This is a genomic window from Aquirufa novilacunae (genome assembly GCF_045310505.1).
In the GTDB taxonomy this organism is placed as follows: domain Bacteria; phylum Bacteroidota; class Bacteroidia; order Cytophagales; family Spirosomataceae; genus Aquirufa; species Aquirufa novilacunae.
In genome coordinates this window covers 497,208-512,996 of sequence record NZ_JBEWZG010000001.1, presented here as the reverse complement: position 1 = coordinate 512,996, position 15,789 = coordinate 497,208, and the positions used below count along the sequence as shown (strand labels likewise).

The 15,789-nt window shown below is 40.8% G+C and carries 18 protein-coding genes and 1 tRNA gene; 9 read left to right on the top strand and 10 right to left on the bottom strand.

Annotation, left to right across the window (positions count from 1 at the left end; all coding sequences use genetic code 11):
• Window positions 1–38 precede the first annotated feature (38 nt).
• The gene (locus tag V7S74_RS02335) at window positions 39–2,474 is read right to left on the bottom strand and encodes a heavy metal translocating P-type ATPase (RefSeq protein WP_406777162.1); all 2,436 of its coding nucleotides are present in this window, start codon (window positions 2,472–2,474) and stop codon (window positions 39–41) included.
• A 77-nt stretch (window positions 2,475–2,551) separates the two neighbouring features.
• Here V7S74_RS02335 and V7S74_RS02330 point away from each other — a divergent pair, with 77 nt between their 5' ends.
• Window positions 2,552–2,992: a cyclic nucleotide-binding domain-containing protein gene (locus V7S74_RS02330; protein ID WP_406777161.1), complete on the top strand. Its 441-nt coding sequence runs from the start codon at window positions 2,552–2,554 to the stop codon at window positions 2,990–2,992.
• A 60-nt stretch (window positions 2,993–3,052) separates the two neighbouring features.
• Here the strand turns inward: V7S74_RS02330 and V7S74_RS02325 are convergent, their stop codons facing one another.
• A complete protein-coding gene (locus V7S74_RS02325) occupies window positions 3,053–3,859 on the bottom strand; it encodes an SDR family oxidoreductase (RefSeq protein ID WP_406777692.1) in 807 nt (268 codons plus the stop codon).
• A 91-nt stretch (window positions 3,860–3,950) separates the two neighbouring features.
• Between V7S74_RS02325 and rlmD the strand changes: the two genes are divergently transcribed.
• Window positions 3,951–5,378 carry a 23S rRNA (uracil(1939)-C(5))-methyltransferase RlmD gene (gene rlmD / locus V7S74_RS02320; protein ID WP_406777160.1) on the top strand — a complete coding sequence of 476 codons (1,428 nt, stop codon included), beginning with the start codon at window positions 3,951–3,953 and terminating at the stop codon, window positions 5,376–5,378.
• Window positions 5,379–5,521: 143 nt separating this feature from the next.
• On the opposite strand, the gene dnaB is transcribed toward rlmD, so the two are convergent.
• Window positions 5,522–7,114: a replicative DNA helicase gene (dnaB, locus tag V7S74_RS02315; protein ID WP_406777159.1), complete on the bottom strand. Its 1,593-nt coding sequence runs from the start codon at window positions 7,112–7,114 to the stop codon at window positions 5,522–5,524.
• Window positions 7,115–7,217: 103 nt separating this feature from the next.
• On the opposite strand from dnaB, the gene V7S74_RS02310 reads away from it, so the two are divergent.
• Window positions 7,218–8,177, top strand: coding sequence for a PhoH family protein (locus V7S74_RS02310; RefSeq protein ID WP_406777158.1), 960 nt, complete (start codon window positions 7,218–7,220; stop codon window positions 8,175–8,177).
• Window positions 8,158–8,610, top strand: a complete 453-nt coding sequence (locus tag V7S74_RS02305) for a GNAT family N-acetyltransferase (RefSeq protein ID WP_406777157.1) — start codon at window positions 8,158–8,160, stop codon at window positions 8,608–8,610. The genes V7S74_RS02310 and V7S74_RS02305 overlap by 20 nt, the downstream gene beginning before the upstream one ends.
• Before the next feature lie 126 nt (window positions 8,611–8,736).
• On the opposite strand, the gene V7S74_RS02300 is transcribed toward V7S74_RS02305, so the two are convergent.
• Complete coding sequence (locus V7S74_RS02300) at window positions 8,737–9,105, bottom strand: DUF3127 domain-containing protein (protein WP_406777156.1); 369 nt, start codon at window positions 9,103–9,105, stop codon at window positions 8,737–8,739.
• Window positions 9,106–9,177: 72 nt separating this feature from the next.
• Between V7S74_RS02300 and V7S74_RS02295 the strand changes: the two genes are divergently transcribed.
• Together V7S74_RS02295 and trhO are read left to right on the top strand one after the other, a co-directional pair.
• Window positions 9,178–9,260: transfer RNA gene (locus V7S74_RS02295), tRNA-Leu, on the top strand.
• Between the two features lie 36 nt (window positions 9,261–9,296).
• Window positions 9,297–10,286: an oxygen-dependent tRNA uridine(34) hydroxylase TrhO gene (trhO, locus tag V7S74_RS02290; RefSeq protein ID WP_406777155.1), complete on the top strand. Its 990-nt coding sequence runs from the start codon at window positions 9,297–9,299 to the stop codon at window positions 10,284–10,286.
• Here trhO and V7S74_RS02285 read toward each other — a convergent pair.
• Genes V7S74_RS02285 through V7S74_RS02275 form a run of 3 tightly spaced genes read right to left on the bottom strand, consistent with a single transcriptional unit; the run spans window position 10,281 to window position 11,397 of the window.
• The gene (locus V7S74_RS02285) at window positions 10,281–10,631 is read right to left on the bottom strand and encodes an iron chaperone (RefSeq protein WP_406777154.1); all 351 of its coding nucleotides are present in this window, start codon (window positions 10,629–10,631) and stop codon (window positions 10,281–10,283) included. The two genes, trhO and V7S74_RS02285, sit on opposite strands and share 6 nt — an antisense overlap.
• Window positions 10,631–10,963 (bottom strand): DUF2834 domain-containing protein, encoded by a 333-nt coding sequence (locus V7S74_RS02280; protein WP_406777153.1) that lies wholly within the window; start codon window positions 10,961–10,963, stop codon window positions 10,631–10,633. Before V7S74_RS02280 ends, V7S74_RS02285 begins: the two co-directional genes overlap by 1 nt.
• On the bottom strand, window positions 10,960–11,397 hold the full coding sequence (locus V7S74_RS02275) for a hypothetical protein (protein ID WP_406777152.1): 438 nt from the start codon (window positions 11,395–11,397) through the stop codon (window positions 10,960–10,962). The genes V7S74_RS02280 and V7S74_RS02275 overlap by 4 nt, the downstream gene beginning before the upstream one ends.
• A 40-nt stretch (window positions 11,398–11,437) precedes the next feature.
• Here V7S74_RS02275 and V7S74_RS02270 point away from each other — a divergent pair, with 40 nt between their 5' ends.
• A complete protein-coding gene (locus tag V7S74_RS02270; protein WP_406777151.1) occupies window positions 11,438–12,304 on the top strand; it encodes a nucleoside phosphorylase in 867 nt (288 codons plus the stop codon).
• On the opposite strand, the gene V7S74_RS02265 is transcribed toward V7S74_RS02270, so the two are convergent.
• Complete coding sequence (locus V7S74_RS02265; protein WP_406777150.1) at window positions 12,285–12,761, bottom strand: GNAT family N-acetyltransferase; 477 nt, start codon at window positions 12,759–12,761, stop codon at window positions 12,285–12,287. The two genes, V7S74_RS02270 and V7S74_RS02265, sit on opposite strands and share 20 nt — an antisense overlap.
• Window positions 12,762–12,797: 36 nt before the next feature.
• Between V7S74_RS02265 and surE the strand changes: the two genes are divergently transcribed.
• The gene (gene surE / locus V7S74_RS02260) at window positions 12,798–13,565 is read left to right on the top strand and encodes a 5'/3'-nucleotidase SurE (protein ID WP_406777149.1); all 768 of its coding nucleotides are present in this window, start codon (window positions 12,798–12,800) and stop codon (window positions 13,563–13,565) included.
• Here the strand turns inward: surE and V7S74_RS02255 are convergent.
• The gene (locus tag V7S74_RS02255; protein WP_406777148.1) at window positions 13,536–14,090 is read right to left on the bottom strand and encodes an NUDIX domain-containing protein; all 555 of its coding nucleotides are present in this window, start codon (window positions 14,088–14,090) and stop codon (window positions 13,536–13,538) included. The genes surE and V7S74_RS02255 overlap by 30 nt on opposite strands.
• Window positions 14,091–14,116: 26 nt before the next feature.
• On the opposite strand from V7S74_RS02255, the gene V7S74_RS02250 reads away from it, so the two are divergent.
• Window positions 14,117–15,103: a cation diffusion facilitator family transporter gene (locus V7S74_RS02250; RefSeq protein ID WP_406777147.1), complete on the top strand. Its 987-nt coding sequence runs from the start codon at window positions 14,117–14,119 to the stop codon at window positions 15,101–15,103.
• On the opposite strand, the gene V7S74_RS02245 is transcribed toward V7S74_RS02250, so the two are convergent.
• Complete coding sequence (locus tag V7S74_RS02245) at window positions 15,089–15,787, bottom strand: SDR family NAD(P)-dependent oxidoreductase (protein WP_406777146.1); 699 nt, start codon at window positions 15,785–15,787, stop codon at window positions 15,089–15,091. The genes V7S74_RS02250 and V7S74_RS02245 overlap by 15 nt on opposite strands.
• Window positions 15,788–15,789: the final 2 nt, after the last annotated feature.

The following is a 15,789-nucleotide window of genomic DNA, read 5'->3' as shown; positions in this document are numbered from 1 at the left end:
TTGCAATTTCGGGACAATGCATCCCCTAAAACCTGACCTTAATCAGCTTTTAATCTGATTTTTTCACGTGTTAGGTTTTGCCCCATCCAATTCATACCTACGTTCGCAATGACTAGCATACTAATCGAATTCACCGGCATTAAGATGGCCGCAATTAACGGGTATAAATTAGCCTGAATGGCATAGCTTAATCCAAATCCATTATAGACTAAAGAGAGCAAAAAGCTAGCCTTGATGAGTTTTAACCCAAATTTTGAATAGTTTAAATACGTCCCTAATTGAGCTAATTCCGAACCCTTCAAAATGGCATCAGATGAGGGGGTAAAATGTAAGTGGTCATCTGAAACGGCAATGCCCACATGGGCTTGTTTTAAGGCCCCAGCATCATTCAACCCATCTCCTATCATGGCAACAATTTTTCCCTGTTGTTGGAGCTTTTGAATGTATTCCATTTTCTGCATGGGGCTACATTCGAATTTTAAATGATCTTGATTGTCAAACCAATCTACTAGATGACTTGCATGTTCTTTTTTATCACCTGAAATCAAGTGAATTTCATAGGTATGTCTTAATCGATGTAAAAGCGCTTCTATGCCTGGCCTATTTTCCCAAGGGAACTCTAAAAAACCAATCGATCGATGGTTGATTGAAACGAATAAACGCGATTCGGAGCTGATAAATCCCTCTGGTGAAACGAGATGATTGTTAGTGTATTTAGCACTTCCTATTTGGACAAATAATTCTTCAAAATGAGCCTCTAATCCTTTCCCTGTTACTTCTTTGAATTGGGTCATAGGAAGGACAGTGCGTCCTTGTAAAAACTTTTTTACTTGTTTGGATAAGGGATGTGTAGATTGAAAAACGAGAGAATAAATGGCATTCCATTCTCTTTCGCTTAATTCTCGATTAAAATGGATGCTTGGTTCCGTTTTGCCTTGTAAGGTTAAAGTGCCCGTTTTATCGAAAACCAAGGTGTTCACTTGGGCCATTCGTTCAAAAGTCTGAATGTCTTTGATGAAGAACTGGTGTTTTGCTAGCCAGCGAATACCATGACCCAGTGCAAAAGGATAAGAGACGGCCAAAGCGCAGGGACAAGCAATCACTAAAATACTCACCACAGCATTTGACCATCTATTAGGATCCACGTTATACCAATAGATCCCTGCTGCGGTGGCTAAACTCAACAGAATGATCGTAAAATAGAAGCCCACCTGGTTTGCGAAATTTTCCCAATTCTCTGATTTGTGGTGAGGATCCTTAAAGGCTTGCTGCTCCCAAAGTTGCGTTAAGTGGCTTTGATTCAAATCTTTACTGATTTGAATTTCGATCGCTTCTCCCCTATGTTTGCCTCCCGCATAAATAGACTGTCCTGCCTCTATGGAAATGAGTTCACTCTCCCCCGTTACAAAACTATAATCCATGTCACTTTTGCCTTTTAATAAATAGGCATCTGCTGGAATGATTTCTTGATTTCGAATGAGCAGGCGATCCCCTATTTTGATCTCTTCTAAGGGAGCAGTTACTTCTTTGCCGCCTGCGATTTTGGTCATCACAAGAGGGAAATAGGCCTTGTAATTTCGTTCAAAGGAAAGAAAGTCAAACGATTTCTGTTGAAACCATTTCCCTATCAATAAAAAGAAAATCAAACCAGAAACAGAATCAATGTATCCAGCGCCCGTATGAGAAAGAATTTCATAGGCACTTCGACCGTAACCTACCAGAATTCCTAACAAGATGGGCAACTCAATAGTCATTTTGCCCAATTTTAGGTGTGCATATACATTGCGGAAATAATCGGATCCGGAATAAAATACAGCTATCGTTCCTAAGGCTAAATTTAGATACCCAAATAGCTGTTGTAGTGAACCATCTTCGATTCCTAAATATTCTGGAAAACTAAATAACATGGCATTTCCTGCACAAAATCCGGCGATGCCTAATTGTAGGAAAAGGTGTTTTTGGTCGTTATTTTGCGGTTTTTCCTCCTCATTCGAAATATGCGGTTCGTAGCCTAAGCGAGATATCAAGCTAGCGAGCGCACCTAAACTCAATTGATCTTCTTTGAACCATACAGTTAAATCCTTCTTACCAAAATTTAAATTAGTTTTGATGATATTTGGATTCAGTTTTTGCAAATTCTCTAATAAATACAAGCACGATCGACAGTGTATGGCGGGTAAATGAAAGCTTACTTTGGAAAACTCTGAATTAGAAAATGTGATCAATCGATTGCGAAACGCCGTATTATTCAAAAAGTCAAAATTCTTTTCTGTAGGAGAAATGCCAGGATTGATATCACATGCATAATAATCGGCTAGTTGATTATCATTCAAGAGCTCAAACACCTGTTCACAGCCATGGCAGCAAAATGTTTTGTCCTGTTTCTTAATCGGATGTTCTCCACAGGCATCGCCGCAGTGGTAACAAACCGTTGCTTGGTCAACTATAGGCGCTTCTAGGATTTCTGAGTACATATTTACTGGATAATGTCTCAAATTTCCGATGAATGTAGATTGCTTTACGTGACAAATACTAGTTTGAAAACTGATCAATGTCAGGAATTAAGCTGAATAGAACCGCTACTTTCGCATTGTCAATAAAGCCAATGAACGATTTTTCAGATACAGAACGGAAAGTACTAGCGAGTGGGATTGAACTCCGCTATTTACCTGATGAATATTTATTTCGTCAGGGTCAAAAAGCGGAATTTGTTTTTTATCTCCAGGAAGGAAGTCTTCTTCTGGAAAGTCCAGCAGGTTTCGTGACCATTGAAAGAAAAGGAGTATTTATTGGAATTGAAGAGGCAATCGAGGAAAAAAAACACCATTTTTCTGCGTTGACATCTAGTTATGCGCAGTTTTTGGTTTTTGAACGGAAGTATTTTCAGCTCTTGATCGATGAATTCGATTTAGCACTTCCCTATTTTGAGTATAAAAAAGCGGAATTAAATGAACTCTTACAAAAGGTTCAAATGAATTACGCTACGATATAAAGGTTTAGAGTGGTATTTAATTGGGTTTTGGCTCCCTTTTGCTTTTAGCGGAAGGGAGCTTTATTGTAAGGGGCTATCCTTTTCTTTTTTCAGTGTATTATAGACCAAACGATCCGTAAAACCATTCAGCCACTTGTTCAAGAATACCGTTAATTTGCCTTGCAGGGTTAAAACGAGGGTTTTCTTTTTAGCCTCATACGCTGCTGCAATTCGAGAGGCCACTTCCTCCGCAGACATCATTTTGCCTTCATCCCGCATCGTTTCGCCCGTTATCTTTCCTTCACTATTTAAGGAAGCTGCTCTGATATTTGAAGCGGTAAAGCCTGGACAAGCGATTAATACATGTACTCCTGTTTCTAATAACTCTGTTCTTAAGGCTTCTAAGAAACCATTCATGGCGAATTTAGAGGCTGAATAACCCGTTCTTACAGGCAATCCTCGGTAACCCGCAATCGAAGAAATGCCGATGATTCCTCCTTTTACAGCTTTAATATGGGGTAATGCGGCATGGGTGGCATACACTGTCCCCCAAAAATTAATATCCATTACTTGTTTTAAAACAGTCAAGTCAACATTTTCAAACATCGAACGCATGGAGATTCCTGCATTATTGATTAGCAGGTCGATACGACCATAAAGCTCCACTACCTCGGCAACCATCGCTCGACTTTGTTCTTCCGAGGCAGAGTCACAAACAATACCTTTAGCAGAGATGCCTTGGGCTTGTAATTCCGCTTCTGCAGCTAGTAGATTCTGTTCATTTCTACCTGTTATGATGATTTGAGCTCCTTTTCTGCCATATTCAAAGGCTAAAGCTTTTCCGATTCCAGAACTAGCTCCCGTGATGATTACTACTTGATTCTTCATGTGAATTAATTTCATTGCGAAGTTAAGGTTTTATCTTGAATTGGTTGGCTTGCCCACATAAAGCCGTATTTTTGTGCACATTTTTAGCAGCATGAGTAAGAAAAAAGAAAAGAAAGCCCCGGTGGTGTTGGAACAAATTGCCATTTTGGATTTTGCCGCAGAGGCAAAGTGTATTGCCAAAGTGAACGATGAAGTGATTTTTGTACAAGGTGCAGTCGCTCCCGGTGATATCGCGGATTTACGCATTTTGAAGTCGAAGAAAAGTTTCAAACAAGCGCAAGCAATTAACATTCAACCGCTTTCAAAGCACCGTAGTGAGGTGGCCTGTAGTCACTTCGGTATTTGCGGTGGCTGTAAATGGCAACATGTTTCTTACGAATCCCAAACTGCTTTCAAAGCGCAGCAAGTCAAAGATAATCTGACGCGTATCGCAAAAGTGAAGTTGCCTGAATTTCAGCCCATTCTAGGCTCAGAAGAGACTTATTATTACCGCAATAAATTAGAATTCACCTTTTCTTGTGCGCGTTGGCTTACGGAAGATGAAATTGGAAAGGAAGATTTAGGTACGATGAACGCTCTGGGTTTCCACGTTCCGGGTCGTTTTGATAAGATTTTGCCTGTTGATCATTGTTATTTACAGCCTGATCCATCTAATGCTATTCGCAATGGAGTGCGTGATTTCGCAGATGTGAACGGAATCTCCTATTATGAATTGAAAAACCAGCAGGAAGGCGCCTTGCGGAATTTGATCATCCGAAACACAGTTACCGACGAATGGATGGTGACAGTTCAGTTCGCCTATGCCACAGAGGATGAAATCAAACTGGTGATGGATTATTTGAAATCTACCTTTCCGATGATTACATCTTTGAATTATGTGGTAAACCAAAAAGGTAACGACACCTTCCATGATTTAGAAGTCGTTTGTTACCACGGTAAGCCTTTCATGGTGGAAACAATGGAGGATTTGAAGTTCCAAATAGGTCCAAAATCCTTTTTCCAAACTAACGCCAAACAAGCCCTTAAACTTTACCAATTGGTTCGTCAATACGCTGACTTACAAGGTAATGAAGTGGTGTATGACCTATATACTGGAACGGGAACAATTGGCCTATTTTTAGCTAAGTACGCTTCCAAAGTAGTTGGACTAGAATACGTCGAAATGGCTGTGGAAGATGCACGAATCAACGCAGAACTGAATGGCATTAAAAATGCCGCCTTCTTCGCAGGAGACATGAAAAAAGTCTTGACGGAAGAATTCATCGCTATCCACGGAGCTCCTGACGTGATTATCACGGATCCACCGCGTGCCGGAATGGACCTTGATGTAGTCAACCAAATTCTAGCCGTAAAGCCAAAGAAGATTGTATATGTTAGTTGCAACCCAGCAACGCAGGCACGTGATCTTGCCCTATTGGATGTGGCATACGAGGTGGATGTCGTTCATCCGGTGGATATGTTCCCTCAGACGCACCATGTGGAGAATATAGTTCGGTTGAAGTTAAAGCACAAAGAATAGAGCATAAAGCATAAATATGGAATCAAAAATGGCGATTTATCGCCTTTTTGGTATTTCAGAAATGTATTCCCGAAGGGAATTCCAACTCTGTTCTTTTTGCTTTGTTCTTTGAACTCTATGTTTTAATAATTGCGGAGCAATTATTAAAACGGAGTGTTTAGCGGATCATAATCCTCCGGCGGCAAGTTCATCTTACTCCCCTTAAATACCGCGTCAGAACTCGATTCGAAAGCCGAAGTTTGATCCCCTAGGGCACTTAAATCAAAGTTTCCTCCTTCATTATTAGAGAAAGGTTGGAAGTCTAGATCACAATATTTCGTGAACTTACCGATGAATTTTAGCCAGACACTGTCGAGAGATCCGGAACGGTTTTTGGCCATAATAATCTCTCCCATTCCTGTAATCGAGTTCCCTTGATCATCAGCTGTAATACCATAGTATTCAGGACGGTAGATAAACATTACCTGATCGGCATCCTGCTCAATGGCTCCCGATTCACGAAGGTCAGAAAGTTGAGGTTTCTTATTCCCGCCACGTGTTTCCGTAGAACGATTTAATTGAGAAAGTGCGATCACGGGCACATCTAATTCTTTGGCTAATTGCTTTAAGGCACGGGAAATTTGAGCAATTTCTTGCTCCCGATTACCGCTGGCCCCTTTTCCTGAACTATCCCCTGTCATTAACTGCAAGTAGTCGATGACGATGAGGTCGATGCCTTTTTGTGCTTTTAAACGACGACATTTTGCTCTTAATTCTAGAATCGATAAAGCGGGGGTGTCATCGATAAACATATTGGCTTCGAAAAGCTTATTGATCTTTGTATGCAATTGCTGCCACTCATGTGGTTCTAACTTGCCTTTACGGATTTTCTCTGCTTCAATTTCTGCCTCAGCTGAGATAATACGATTAACAAGCTGTACGGCACTCATCTCTAGTGAGAATAGCGCAACAGAGTGACCAAAATCTACTGCTGCATTTCTACAAGCTGACACGACAAATGCCGTTTTACCCATACCTGGACGTGCCGCGATGATAATAAGTTCCTGTCTTTGCCAGCCGGAAGTCAAACGATCTAAATCAGTAAACCCAGACGGGATACCCGTCAAACCGCTTTTTTGCAATTGTTTCTTTTCTAATTCATCCACCGCTTTCTTCAAAATATCCGACATGCTTTCGTAGTTCTTACGAATGTTGGATTCTGCGATGGTAAAGAGCTCCTGCTCCATCTTATCTAAAAGATGAAAAACATCTGAAGTATCTTCATAAGATAAACGTTGGATTTCGGAGGATATTTGGATGAGCTGGCGCTTTAAATATTGCTCAATGATGATTCTGGCGTGGAATTCAACGTTAGAAGTTGAACTAACGCGAGAGGTTAATTGGGCTAAATAACTAGTGCCTCCTGCTTTTTCTAGCGAACCATTTTGCTTTAAAAAATTATTAACCGTCAATAAATCGACAGGTTGAGATGCCTGAAATAGCCCTTGAATGGCTTCGAAAATCAATTGGTGGCCTTCTTTGTAAAATGAGGCAGGTCTTAATAATTCGATTACGTTAGCTAAAGGCTCTTTTTCTAACATTAAGGCACCTAACAACGCTTCCTCTAAGTCAACGGCCTGTGGAGGTAATTTCCCAAGGCCTAAATCGCTTAAACGAGTAGGACCTGCTTGAGAACGAATTCCGGCAGATGACTGATTTCCTTTTTTGTAAATGGATGAAGGGGTGTTAGATTCCATACCACAATTTTACGTTAAATTTTCAAAATTATCTTATTCTCGAAGGTATTAAATTTCAAGAATTTCTTATTTTTACCTCTGTACGATTTAAACCCATTTTTACTTGTTAGAAAAAATAATTTCCCTCTCAGAGGTCTCTCTAATCGACTTTTTAGGCGTAGCGAATGTCAATATCAATTTATTGATTCATGCCTTTCCCCAATCAAAAATCATTGCTCGAGGCGAGCAATTAACGGTTCGTGGATCCAATGATCAAATCGCCTTGGTGGAAGCCATCGTTAACTCCTGCATTGCGCATTTAGAGAAGCACCATACCCTGTCCGAAAAACATATGCAGGCCTACATTGATGCGGTATTAAATCCGACTGGAGAGGAAACTTCTCAGCCCTGGGTGGAGGATAAAGACGTGCTTCTTTTTGGCAATAAAGGAATCGTTATTAAGGCCAAAACTCCGAATCAACGAAAACTGGTCGATGCGGCCACTGAGAACGACATCGTCTTTGCCATCGGTCCAGCTGGAACTGGTAAAACGTATACGGCAGTGGCTTTAGCGGTAAAAGCGTTAAAGAACAAAGAGGTTAAGAAAATCATTATCACGCGTCCTGCTGTGGAAGCAGGCGAAAACCTAGGTTTCTTACCAGGAGATTTGAAGGAAAAAATTGATCCCTATTTACGCCCTATTTATGATGCGTTGGATGATATGATTCCGGCTGAGAAATTGAAATTCTATTTAGAAAATCGGACGATTGAAATTGCACCTTTGGCCTATATGCGCGGTCGTACTTTAAATAAAGCATTTATTTTACTCGACGAAGCCCAAAACACTACCTCCATGCAAATGAAGATGTTTTTAACGCGTATGGGTATTCAATCGAAGACGATTATTACAGGTGATAAATCTCAAGTTGACTTACCTAAGAACCAAACATCTGGTTTAGGAGAAGCGGAACGTATCCTTTCAGGAATCAATGGAATTGCGTTTGTCGAATTAGATGGATCCGATGTGGTTCGTCACCGTTTAGTGCGAAAAATCATCGAGGCGTATGGAAAGCAAGATAAATAAGATTATTCAGGCAATCAGCCAGGAAGAAATTGATCAAGTTTTCGCCATTCGGACGGAGGTTTTTGTCAAAGAGCAAAAATGTCTGCCTTCCGAGGAATTTGATGAATTAGATGCGGTAGCTAATCATTATCTTTTATTAGAAAATGATATCCCCGTCGCCACTGGACGTTATCGAAAAACCGAAAAAGGCATTAAAGTGGAGCGCATTGCCACTTTAGAATCGGCAAGAGGCAAAGGTTTTGCCTCTTTAGTTGTGAACCATATAATTACTGAAGCCACAGCTGCTTATCCTGATTGCAATTATTTCTATCTGCATGCACAGGTTTCAGTAATGCCGCTTTATGCCTCTTTAGGTTTTGTACCCTATGGAGGGAGGTTTGTTGAGGCGGATATTGAGCATCAAGCGATGGGGTTAACAGTCGCTAGTTGCTAGTCACTAGTCGTTAGTGGGCAGTGACAGAAAAAATCTGAATTCAAAGTGCGCGAATATTAAAAAAGCCAGAACGATGTCCTGGCTTTTATTTTTTTCTACTAGTGACTAGCGACTAGTGACTATCGACTAGAATGGCAAATCATCTCCACTCTCCGCCGCTAATGGAGGGAATTGGTAGCCACCCGCTGCTGGTGTAGGTTCCACTCCTGCTGGAATAGATCCAGTGCGATCTAAACGATAGGCACGAATTTCTGTATACCAGCGCTCGTTGTATTCTCTTGATTCTACGTTGAATTGAACTTTTACGATTTCGCCTTCTTGAACTGGCGATAAATCTTGTGTTTTATCTCCCCAAACCGACATACAAACCTTCTTAGGGTATTGATCTTGTGTTTCGATCACGAATTCTTGCTTGATCCAGTTGGTGCCATTTTTACCTGTTCCTGTAACCTCAGGTAATTTCTTGATTAATTTTCCGCTTATTTCTAAAGCCATTTTACTGATATTTTTGAGTTCTGTAATTGTTGGCAAGTAAGTAAATAATTGGTAATTTTACTAACCGTTTTTGGCGATGTGGTGAAATTGGTAGACACGCTACCTTGAGGTGGTAGTGCCGTTAAGGTTTGGGAGTTCGAATCTCCCCATCGTCACTTAATATTTTGTTTAATCTGTAAATCATGTTGAAGATGAAACCTTACAGTGTATTGCTTTACTATAATTATACTCCTATCCCGAATCCGGAGGAGTACCGTGTAAAACATCACCTATTTTGTATTGAGAATAACCTGTTAGGGCGCGTAATTGTGGCTGCTGAAGGTTTGAATGGAACCGTTTCTGGGCTTAAAGCGGATTGCGATGCCTACATGAAGTGGTTAGAAAATGATCCCATTTTTGCGGGTTCTGATTTTGATTTCAAAATCGAAGAAAATGAAGCTCATACGTTTAACAAGCTTCACGTTCGCGTGAAGAATGAGATTGTTCACTCGGATTTACCGGTGGACCCACGTGTCAGAACCGGGAAACATTTAAAGCCAAAAGAATTCAAGCAATTATTGAAGAATGACCCTGATGTCGTTTTGGTCGATATGCGTTCGAATTATGAACACGAATTAGGCCGTTTTAAAGGGGCTTATACCTTTGACATGGAAAACCTTCGGGATTTACCTGATCATGTGCAGGAGATTGCCCATTTGAAAGATAAAAAAGTGATTACCTACTGTACGGGTGGTATTAAGTGCGAGAAAGCGTCTGCTTATTTAATTGAAAAAGGATTTAAAGATGTGTATCAATTGCACGGAGGTATTATAAAATACGGTTTAGAGGAAGGTGGAGAGGATTTTGATGGTTCTTGTTACGTGTTCGATAACCGAGTGGCTACGGCAGTTAATTCGGTGAATCCGGAGGTAATTTCGGAATGCCATATTTGCCACACGAAGTCGGATCACATGGTCAATTGTGCGAATCCAGAATGTAATGAGCATTTAGCCATTTGTCCTTCCTGTTTAAAAGAAATGGAAGGCGCCTGCTCGCAGGAATGTAAAGAACATCCTCGTAAGCGTCCTTATAACGAGAAGGGCTATTATTCCAAAAACTCAGTGGGATATTCTCCTGAATTAGGATTCAAGTCCTTTAAACGGACAGAGAAGATCGAAAAACAAAAAAAGGCTCAATTATGAGCCTTTTTTCTTTTTGGCTAAATTCTCCTGAACTCTAAATAAAGTGATCTCTTTTATCAGTTCCAAAGGCATAGGCGAATGGTAGGGGAATTTGATTGCCCCCTTAGAACCTTCGTAAGGCGCTAATTCTTGAACAAAATTCTTTATCCCACTAGGTGTCGGATAAAAGCCCAAATGGTTGTTCCAGGCCGCAAAATGCACTAAATTTCCATAGAATTTAAAAGTAGGCATGCCATAAGACATCGTTTCTTCTGTTCCCTCTGGAACCATAGAACGAATGGCATCGCGCACCTCGATCAATATTTTTTGTGTGGCCTCCGGAAAGGTCTTGATATATTCTTCCATTAGTTTTTGGCTAGTTTTTGATGTCTGAAAAATAGAAATAAGGGGAATGCGAACGCAAATCCAATTAAAACGGTCGCTAATAAATACAGGTACAGGTTTTTGATTTTGATACGTAATCCTTCAACTAATATAAAAAAGGTCCCTGTTATGGCCCCCGTCCAAAAATCACAGCTTAAACTTTTAGCGTAAGGGTTTGATGTCCAAGTACTTTTAACAAAATCATAGACATCGAATTTTCCATTGTTTAACATCATGCCTTCATAAACATAATAAAAGGTGATGCTCCCCCCTACTAAGGAGAGAAATAGATAGAAATAGTGTGCGTTTTTCATCGTATTGACTTTATGGTAATTATTTTTCCTCTCATTTCGACGCTCTCCCCTATCTTTTTCCCTTTTAATAGGGCACCTAATGGGGATTCGACCGAGATGGCATAGACGTCGTCCATTTTGCCAAAACCAATTGAAATAAAGTATTTCTCTTGATCCGTTTCCACCAGACTCCCTTCGCAGACGAAAGCGGCTGCTGCCGAGGGCAGGGATTGTAGTTTTTTTAATGAATTTTCAGTCGTATCGATTAAGGCACTTAATTTGTCCATCTCGCGCTGCATCATTTCGCGGCCGGTTTCAAACTTATCGCCTGCGCTACTTTTGGTATCTGAATCCCTTGACTCTTTGGCTAATAGATAGTCTCTTCGTGCTTCTTCAAGCGATTCGGATAAACGGTCACGTAGTTTTGAAAGGATTTCTGACTTTGTGCTGGACATGGTCGGTTATTTAATTGGAAAATTATCAATAAATTCGCGGATGACCTATTTCTCTCCTACCGACTTAATTATTAATCCAGACGGAAGTTCTTACCATTTGAATTTGCTACCGGATCAAATCCCTGATACGTTGATATTAGTGGGAGATCCAGAACGCGTTCCCAAGGTGTCTCAGTTTTTTGATGAGGTCACCGAAATCGTGCATAAACGTGAATTTGTGACGCATTTAGGTACTTTAAAGGGGAAGCGAATCGCTGTGTTATCAAGTGGAATAGGCGCAGATAATGTAGAAATAGTGATGAATGAGTTGGATGCCTTGGTGAATATTGATTTCCAAACTCGCCTCGAGAAAGAAGTAAAAAGATCGTTGAATTTAATTCGAATAGGTACCTCTGGAAGTATTCAGGCACACATTCCAGTGGATTCGATTTTAATTTCAAATGCAGCTATTGGATTCGATAATCTGGCACAATTTTATGGATTTGAGTCTGCCCAATCTATTTCAGCTGCTTCTTTGGAAAAATGGACACAAGCCATTGATTATCCTCTACCCCTGTATGCGGCGAAAGCAAGTACCCATTTGCTAGAAAAATTCAAGCCATTAAACGCTTTCGAAGGAATTACTTTAACGGCACCTGGCTTTTATGCGCCTCAAGGCAGGACTATCCGCCTGCATTCCATCAGGCCAGATTTTCTACAAAAGGTAGCGGGGGCTACATTAGAAGGTCATGAAATCACCAATATTGAGATGGAAACAGCCGCTTATTATGCCTTTGCAGGAGCCATGGGGCATGAAATGATTTCATTGAATGCCTTATTAGCCAATCGAATTACCAACGAATTTTCGAAGGATCCAGAGGTACAAATCATGTCTTTAATAGAAAAAGCTATAGCGTTAATCGCATAACGTAATCATCCATTACGTAGCCATTGCCTATATCTAGAATCATCTCGCGGTCTTTTGTGAAGCCTTTTTTGAGGTAAAAATCTACCGCAGAATTATACTTATTTACATTCAGGATAATCGATTCTAAGCCTAAGGCACGAGCCTGATGACTAATTTCGTTGATAATAAAAGTGCCGGCACCTTTTTGCTTCAGCGATGGTCGTAAATACAGTTTATGTAATTTTCCCTCGGTCTCTGATATCTTTTCAAATGCACAATAACCAATAGCTTTTGCATCGACTTCTAGCATAGAGAAAAGTTCGATTTGTGAGCTAATTAATTCCGTATTATACATCATTGGAATCATGTATAAGGTCTGCTCTTCGGTTAAAATATACCCGTAAGTAGGTCTCCAGGCTTCCTCCGCAATTTCTTGAATGGTGGGAATATCTTCGAGCGTGGCTTTGCGTAAAATCATGCCCAAAATTTGTAAATTGCAGTCAAAATAGCAAAAATGAAGCCACTTATTCTCATCGCAAACGACGATTCTATCTATTCCAAAGGCATTCGTGTCCTCACTGAAATTATGTCCGAGATGGGCGAAGTGGTGGTCGTTGCTCCAGATACGCATCAATCTGGAATGGGTCATGCCATCACATTAGGCGAACCGCTTCGTGTAGTGAAGACGAATGATTTTGGTGATCAAATTCAATCCTATAAGTGTTCTGGAACACCCGCAGATTGCGTTAAGATCGGAAAACATCAAATATTGAAAGACCGCAAAATTGATTTAGTCGTTTCTGGCATAAATCATGGTTCAAATGCATCTATAGCCGTTTTATATTCAGGAACCATGTCAGCTGCCATTGAGGCTGCTATGGAAGGAATTCCGGCAATTGGTTTTTCTTTGTGCGACTTTGCAGCAGATGCGGATTTCTCGCATTGCCACGATTACATTATCAAGATTTGCCAACAAGTTTTAGTACACGGCTTGCCTAAAGGTTTGACCTTGAACGTGAATTTTCCTGCGCATTCTTCGATGCCTTTGCAAGGGGTTAAGGTGGTAAAACAAGCGAATGCGATCTTCAGAGAGCGTTTTGAAGAGCGTAAAGATCCTTATGGAAAGCCCTATTATTGGATGGATGGAGATTTACACAACGAGGATTTGAATAACAATACCGATTTAGATGCGCTAGCTGAAAACTACGTGAGTATTGTTCCTGTCAAATACGATTTAACGGATTATGATGAATTAAAGCAGATGCAGAGCTGGGATCTTTAATAAGGTCAAAACGCTCAACGCATCCGTGATAGTGCCATTTTGCGCCATTTCGATCGCTTCGCCGAGCGGTAATCTTTGTATTTTTAATTGTTCCGTTTCTTCTGGGCAGGCTTGTTGTTGAACTAGGTTTTGGGCTACATACATCACCGCTTTTTCATCACTTACTGAATTAGATAAGTAGACCTCCCCTAACTGTGTCCATTTTGATGCCACTAGACCGGTTTCTTCGAGTAATTCGCGTTTAGCAGCCTCTAAAGTAGATTCCCCCGCAGCGATGGAACATCCACCTTCAGGAACTTCCCAAGAATATTCGTTTAAGGTATAACGATATTGCCCCACTAGATAGGTAAATCCCTCCGAATCGATCGGAACAATCGAAATAGCGGTGTTTTTAAAGTGCACTTTGCCATAAATCCCCGGATTACCAGCGGGATTTAAAACTTCATGGTGTTCTACTTTTATCCAGGCATTCTCGTAGGCCGTTTGTTGGCTAATCGTTTTCCAGGGATTGATTTCCTTTTCCATCCGGTAAAAATACTATCTTTGTCCTAATGAAACAGCGGCTTGTCCTTCTTTCTTTCGTCTTATCAGTGGCCATTATGGCTGCTAAGTTTTATGTCTACTTTTTAAGTGGATCGACTACTTTGTTAACAGACGCGTTGGAATCCATTATAAATGTGGTTGCTGCCAGTTTTGCCTATTATTCGATCTATTTAGCCTCCCTTCCTAAGGATTTAAACCATCCGTATGGTCATGGTAAAATTGAATTCTTTGCCTCTGGTCTAGAAGGGGTCCTTATTTTATTGGCATCTGCCTATATTTTCTTGCATGCCACGCAACATTTGTATGCTTCGCCCGCTTTATCGAGTTTAGATCTAGGGATGGCAATTTCCTTCGTATCTGCGGCCATTAATGGATTATTAGGTTATTATTTAGTCCAAAAAGGACGTTCTAGTCATTCCCCCGCACTTGTTGCGGATGGTAAGCATTTACGTTTAGATGCCTATAACGGAATTTTAGTCGTTGTAGCGCTCGCGATTACGTATTTTACCAATTGGTTTTGGGTCGATTCAGTCGCCTCCTTTTTGTTTGCGGCTTTTATGTGCTGGCAAGGTATTCACCTGATTCGCGAATCGGTGGCAGCTCTGATGGACGAGACGAATCCTGCTTTGTTTGAGAAAGTAACAAACTGGGTGGTGTCAAACAAAAAAGCCGAATGGATTGACTTACATAATCTCCGGGTTCAGCAATACGGAGGAGATTTGCATATTGACTGCCACTTAACGCTTCCTCGGTATTGGGATTTGAGTAGAACTCACGAGGAGATTCATGAATTCGAAGAGATGTTAGGTAAACTACAAGAAACCCACGTGGAGATTTTTGTCCACGCGGATCCTTGTTTAGATGAATGTTGTAATCACTGTACGATAGCCGATTGTGCGATTCGCAAGGCTGCTTTTTCGAAGAAAATAGAATGGAATAAAATGAATTTGGCCTTAAACCAAAAACATTTTAACGAAACCCTAGCTCGTTCTTAAAGAGCCAATTCCGCCATCTACTCCTATAATTTGTCCTGTAATCCACGAATTCGCTGGATTCAATAAGAACATAGCCAGATTAGCCACATCTTCTGATTGTCCCACACGTCCTAGTGGATGTCTTTTTCCGCCTGCTTCGATTTTCTCTGGAGAATTCAATAAAGCTCCAGCTAAAGGTGTTTGGGTTAATGAAGGTGCGATGGCGTTTACTCGAATTTTATTTGCTGCTAATTCTGCTGCTAAAGAACGTGTCAAACCCTCAATCGCTCCTTTTGAGCTAGCAATCGAAGCATGGAAACCCATACCCGTTTGCACAGCCACCGTACTAAATAGTACAATTGATGAAGTCGCAGAAAGTTTCAAGGCAGGTAAAAGTGCTTGAATCACTCGAACAGCGCCTAGCACATTGATTTGGAAATCTTTTTCAAAATCAGCTGACGTCAATCGGTGGAATGGTTTCAAATTAATACTACCTGGACAATAGGCAATTCCATCGATAGGTCCCGTTAAGAAAGCAAATGCAGAATCATCCGATGCTAATGCATCCCAGCTATAGTTCTCCACACCAGCAATGGATGAAGGATTTCTGGAAAAGTTAATTACTTCGTGTCCTGCGGCTACCAAAGAAGACGCAATGGACTCACCAATTCCTTGGCTAGCGCCTACAATTACGTATTTTCCCATGA

What these genes read in the sequence shown, in the direction of transcription:
- trhO (WP_406777155.1), top strand. Translation starts at nt 9,297, where the DNA reads ATGAAACCTTACAGTGTATTGCTTTACTATAATTATACTCCTATCCCG.
- V7S74_RS02270 (WP_406777151.1), top strand. Translation starts at nt 11,438, where the DNA reads ATGACCTATTTCTCTCCTACCGACTTAATTATTAATCCAGACGGAAGT.
- V7S74_RS02335 (WP_406777162.1), bottom strand. Translation starts at nt 2,474, where the DNA reads ATGTACTCAGAAATCCTAGAAGCGCCTATAGTTGACCAAGCAACGGTT.
- V7S74_RS02300 (WP_406777156.1), bottom strand. Translation starts at nt 9,105, where the DNA reads ATGGCTTTAGAAATAAGCGGAAAATTAATCAAGAAATTACCTGAGGTT.
- V7S74_RS02305 (WP_406777157.1), top strand. Translation starts at nt 8,158, where the DNA reads ATGGAAAGCAAGATAAATAAGATTATTCAGGCAATCAGCCAGGAAGAA.
- V7S74_RS02325 (WP_406777692.1), bottom strand. Translation starts at nt 3,859, where the DNA reads ATGAAGAATCAAGTAGTAATCATCACGGGAGCTAGTTCTGGAATCGGA.
- V7S74_RS02255 (WP_406777148.1), bottom strand. Translation starts at nt 14,090, where the DNA reads ATGGAAAAGGAAATCAATCCCTGGAAAACGATTAGCCAACAAACGGCC.
- V7S74_RS02265 (WP_406777150.1), bottom strand. Translation starts at nt 12,761, where the DNA reads ATGATTTTACGCAAAGCCACGCTCGAAGATATTCCCACCATTCAAGAA.
- V7S74_RS02280 (WP_406777153.1), bottom strand. Translation starts at nt 10,963, where the DNA reads ATGAAAAACGCACACTATTTCTATCTATTTCTCTCCTTAGTAGGGGGG.
- surE (WP_406777149.1), top strand. Translation starts at nt 12,798, where the DNA reads ATGAAGCCACTTATTCTCATCGCAAACGACGATTCTATCTATTCCAAA.
- rlmD (WP_406777160.1), top strand. Translation starts at nt 3,951, where the DNA reads ATGAGTAAGAAAAAAGAAAAGAAAGCCCCGGTGGTGTTGGAACAAATT.
- V7S74_RS02275 (WP_406777152.1), bottom strand. Translation starts at nt 11,397, where the DNA reads ATGTCCAGCACAAAGTCAGAAATCCTTTCAAAACTACGTGACCGTTTA.
- V7S74_RS02285 (WP_406777154.1), bottom strand. Translation starts at nt 10,631, where the DNA reads ATGGAAGAATATATCAAGACCTTTCCGGAGGCCACACAAAAAATATTG.
- dnaB (WP_406777159.1), bottom strand. Translation starts at nt 7,114, where the DNA reads ATGGAATCTAACACCCCTTCATCCATTTACAAAAAAGGAAATCAGTCA.
- V7S74_RS02330 (WP_406777161.1), top strand. Translation starts at nt 2,552, where the DNA reads ATGTCAGGAATTAAGCTGAATAGAACCGCTACTTTCGCATTGTCAATA.
- V7S74_RS02245 (WP_406777146.1), bottom strand. Translation starts at nt 15,787, where the DNA reads ATGGGAAAATACGTAATTGTAGGCGCTAGCCAAGGAATTGGTGAGTCC.
- V7S74_RS02250 (WP_406777147.1), top strand. Translation starts at nt 14,117, where the DNA reads ATGAAACAGCGGCTTGTCCTTCTTTCTTTCGTCTTATCAGTGGCCATT.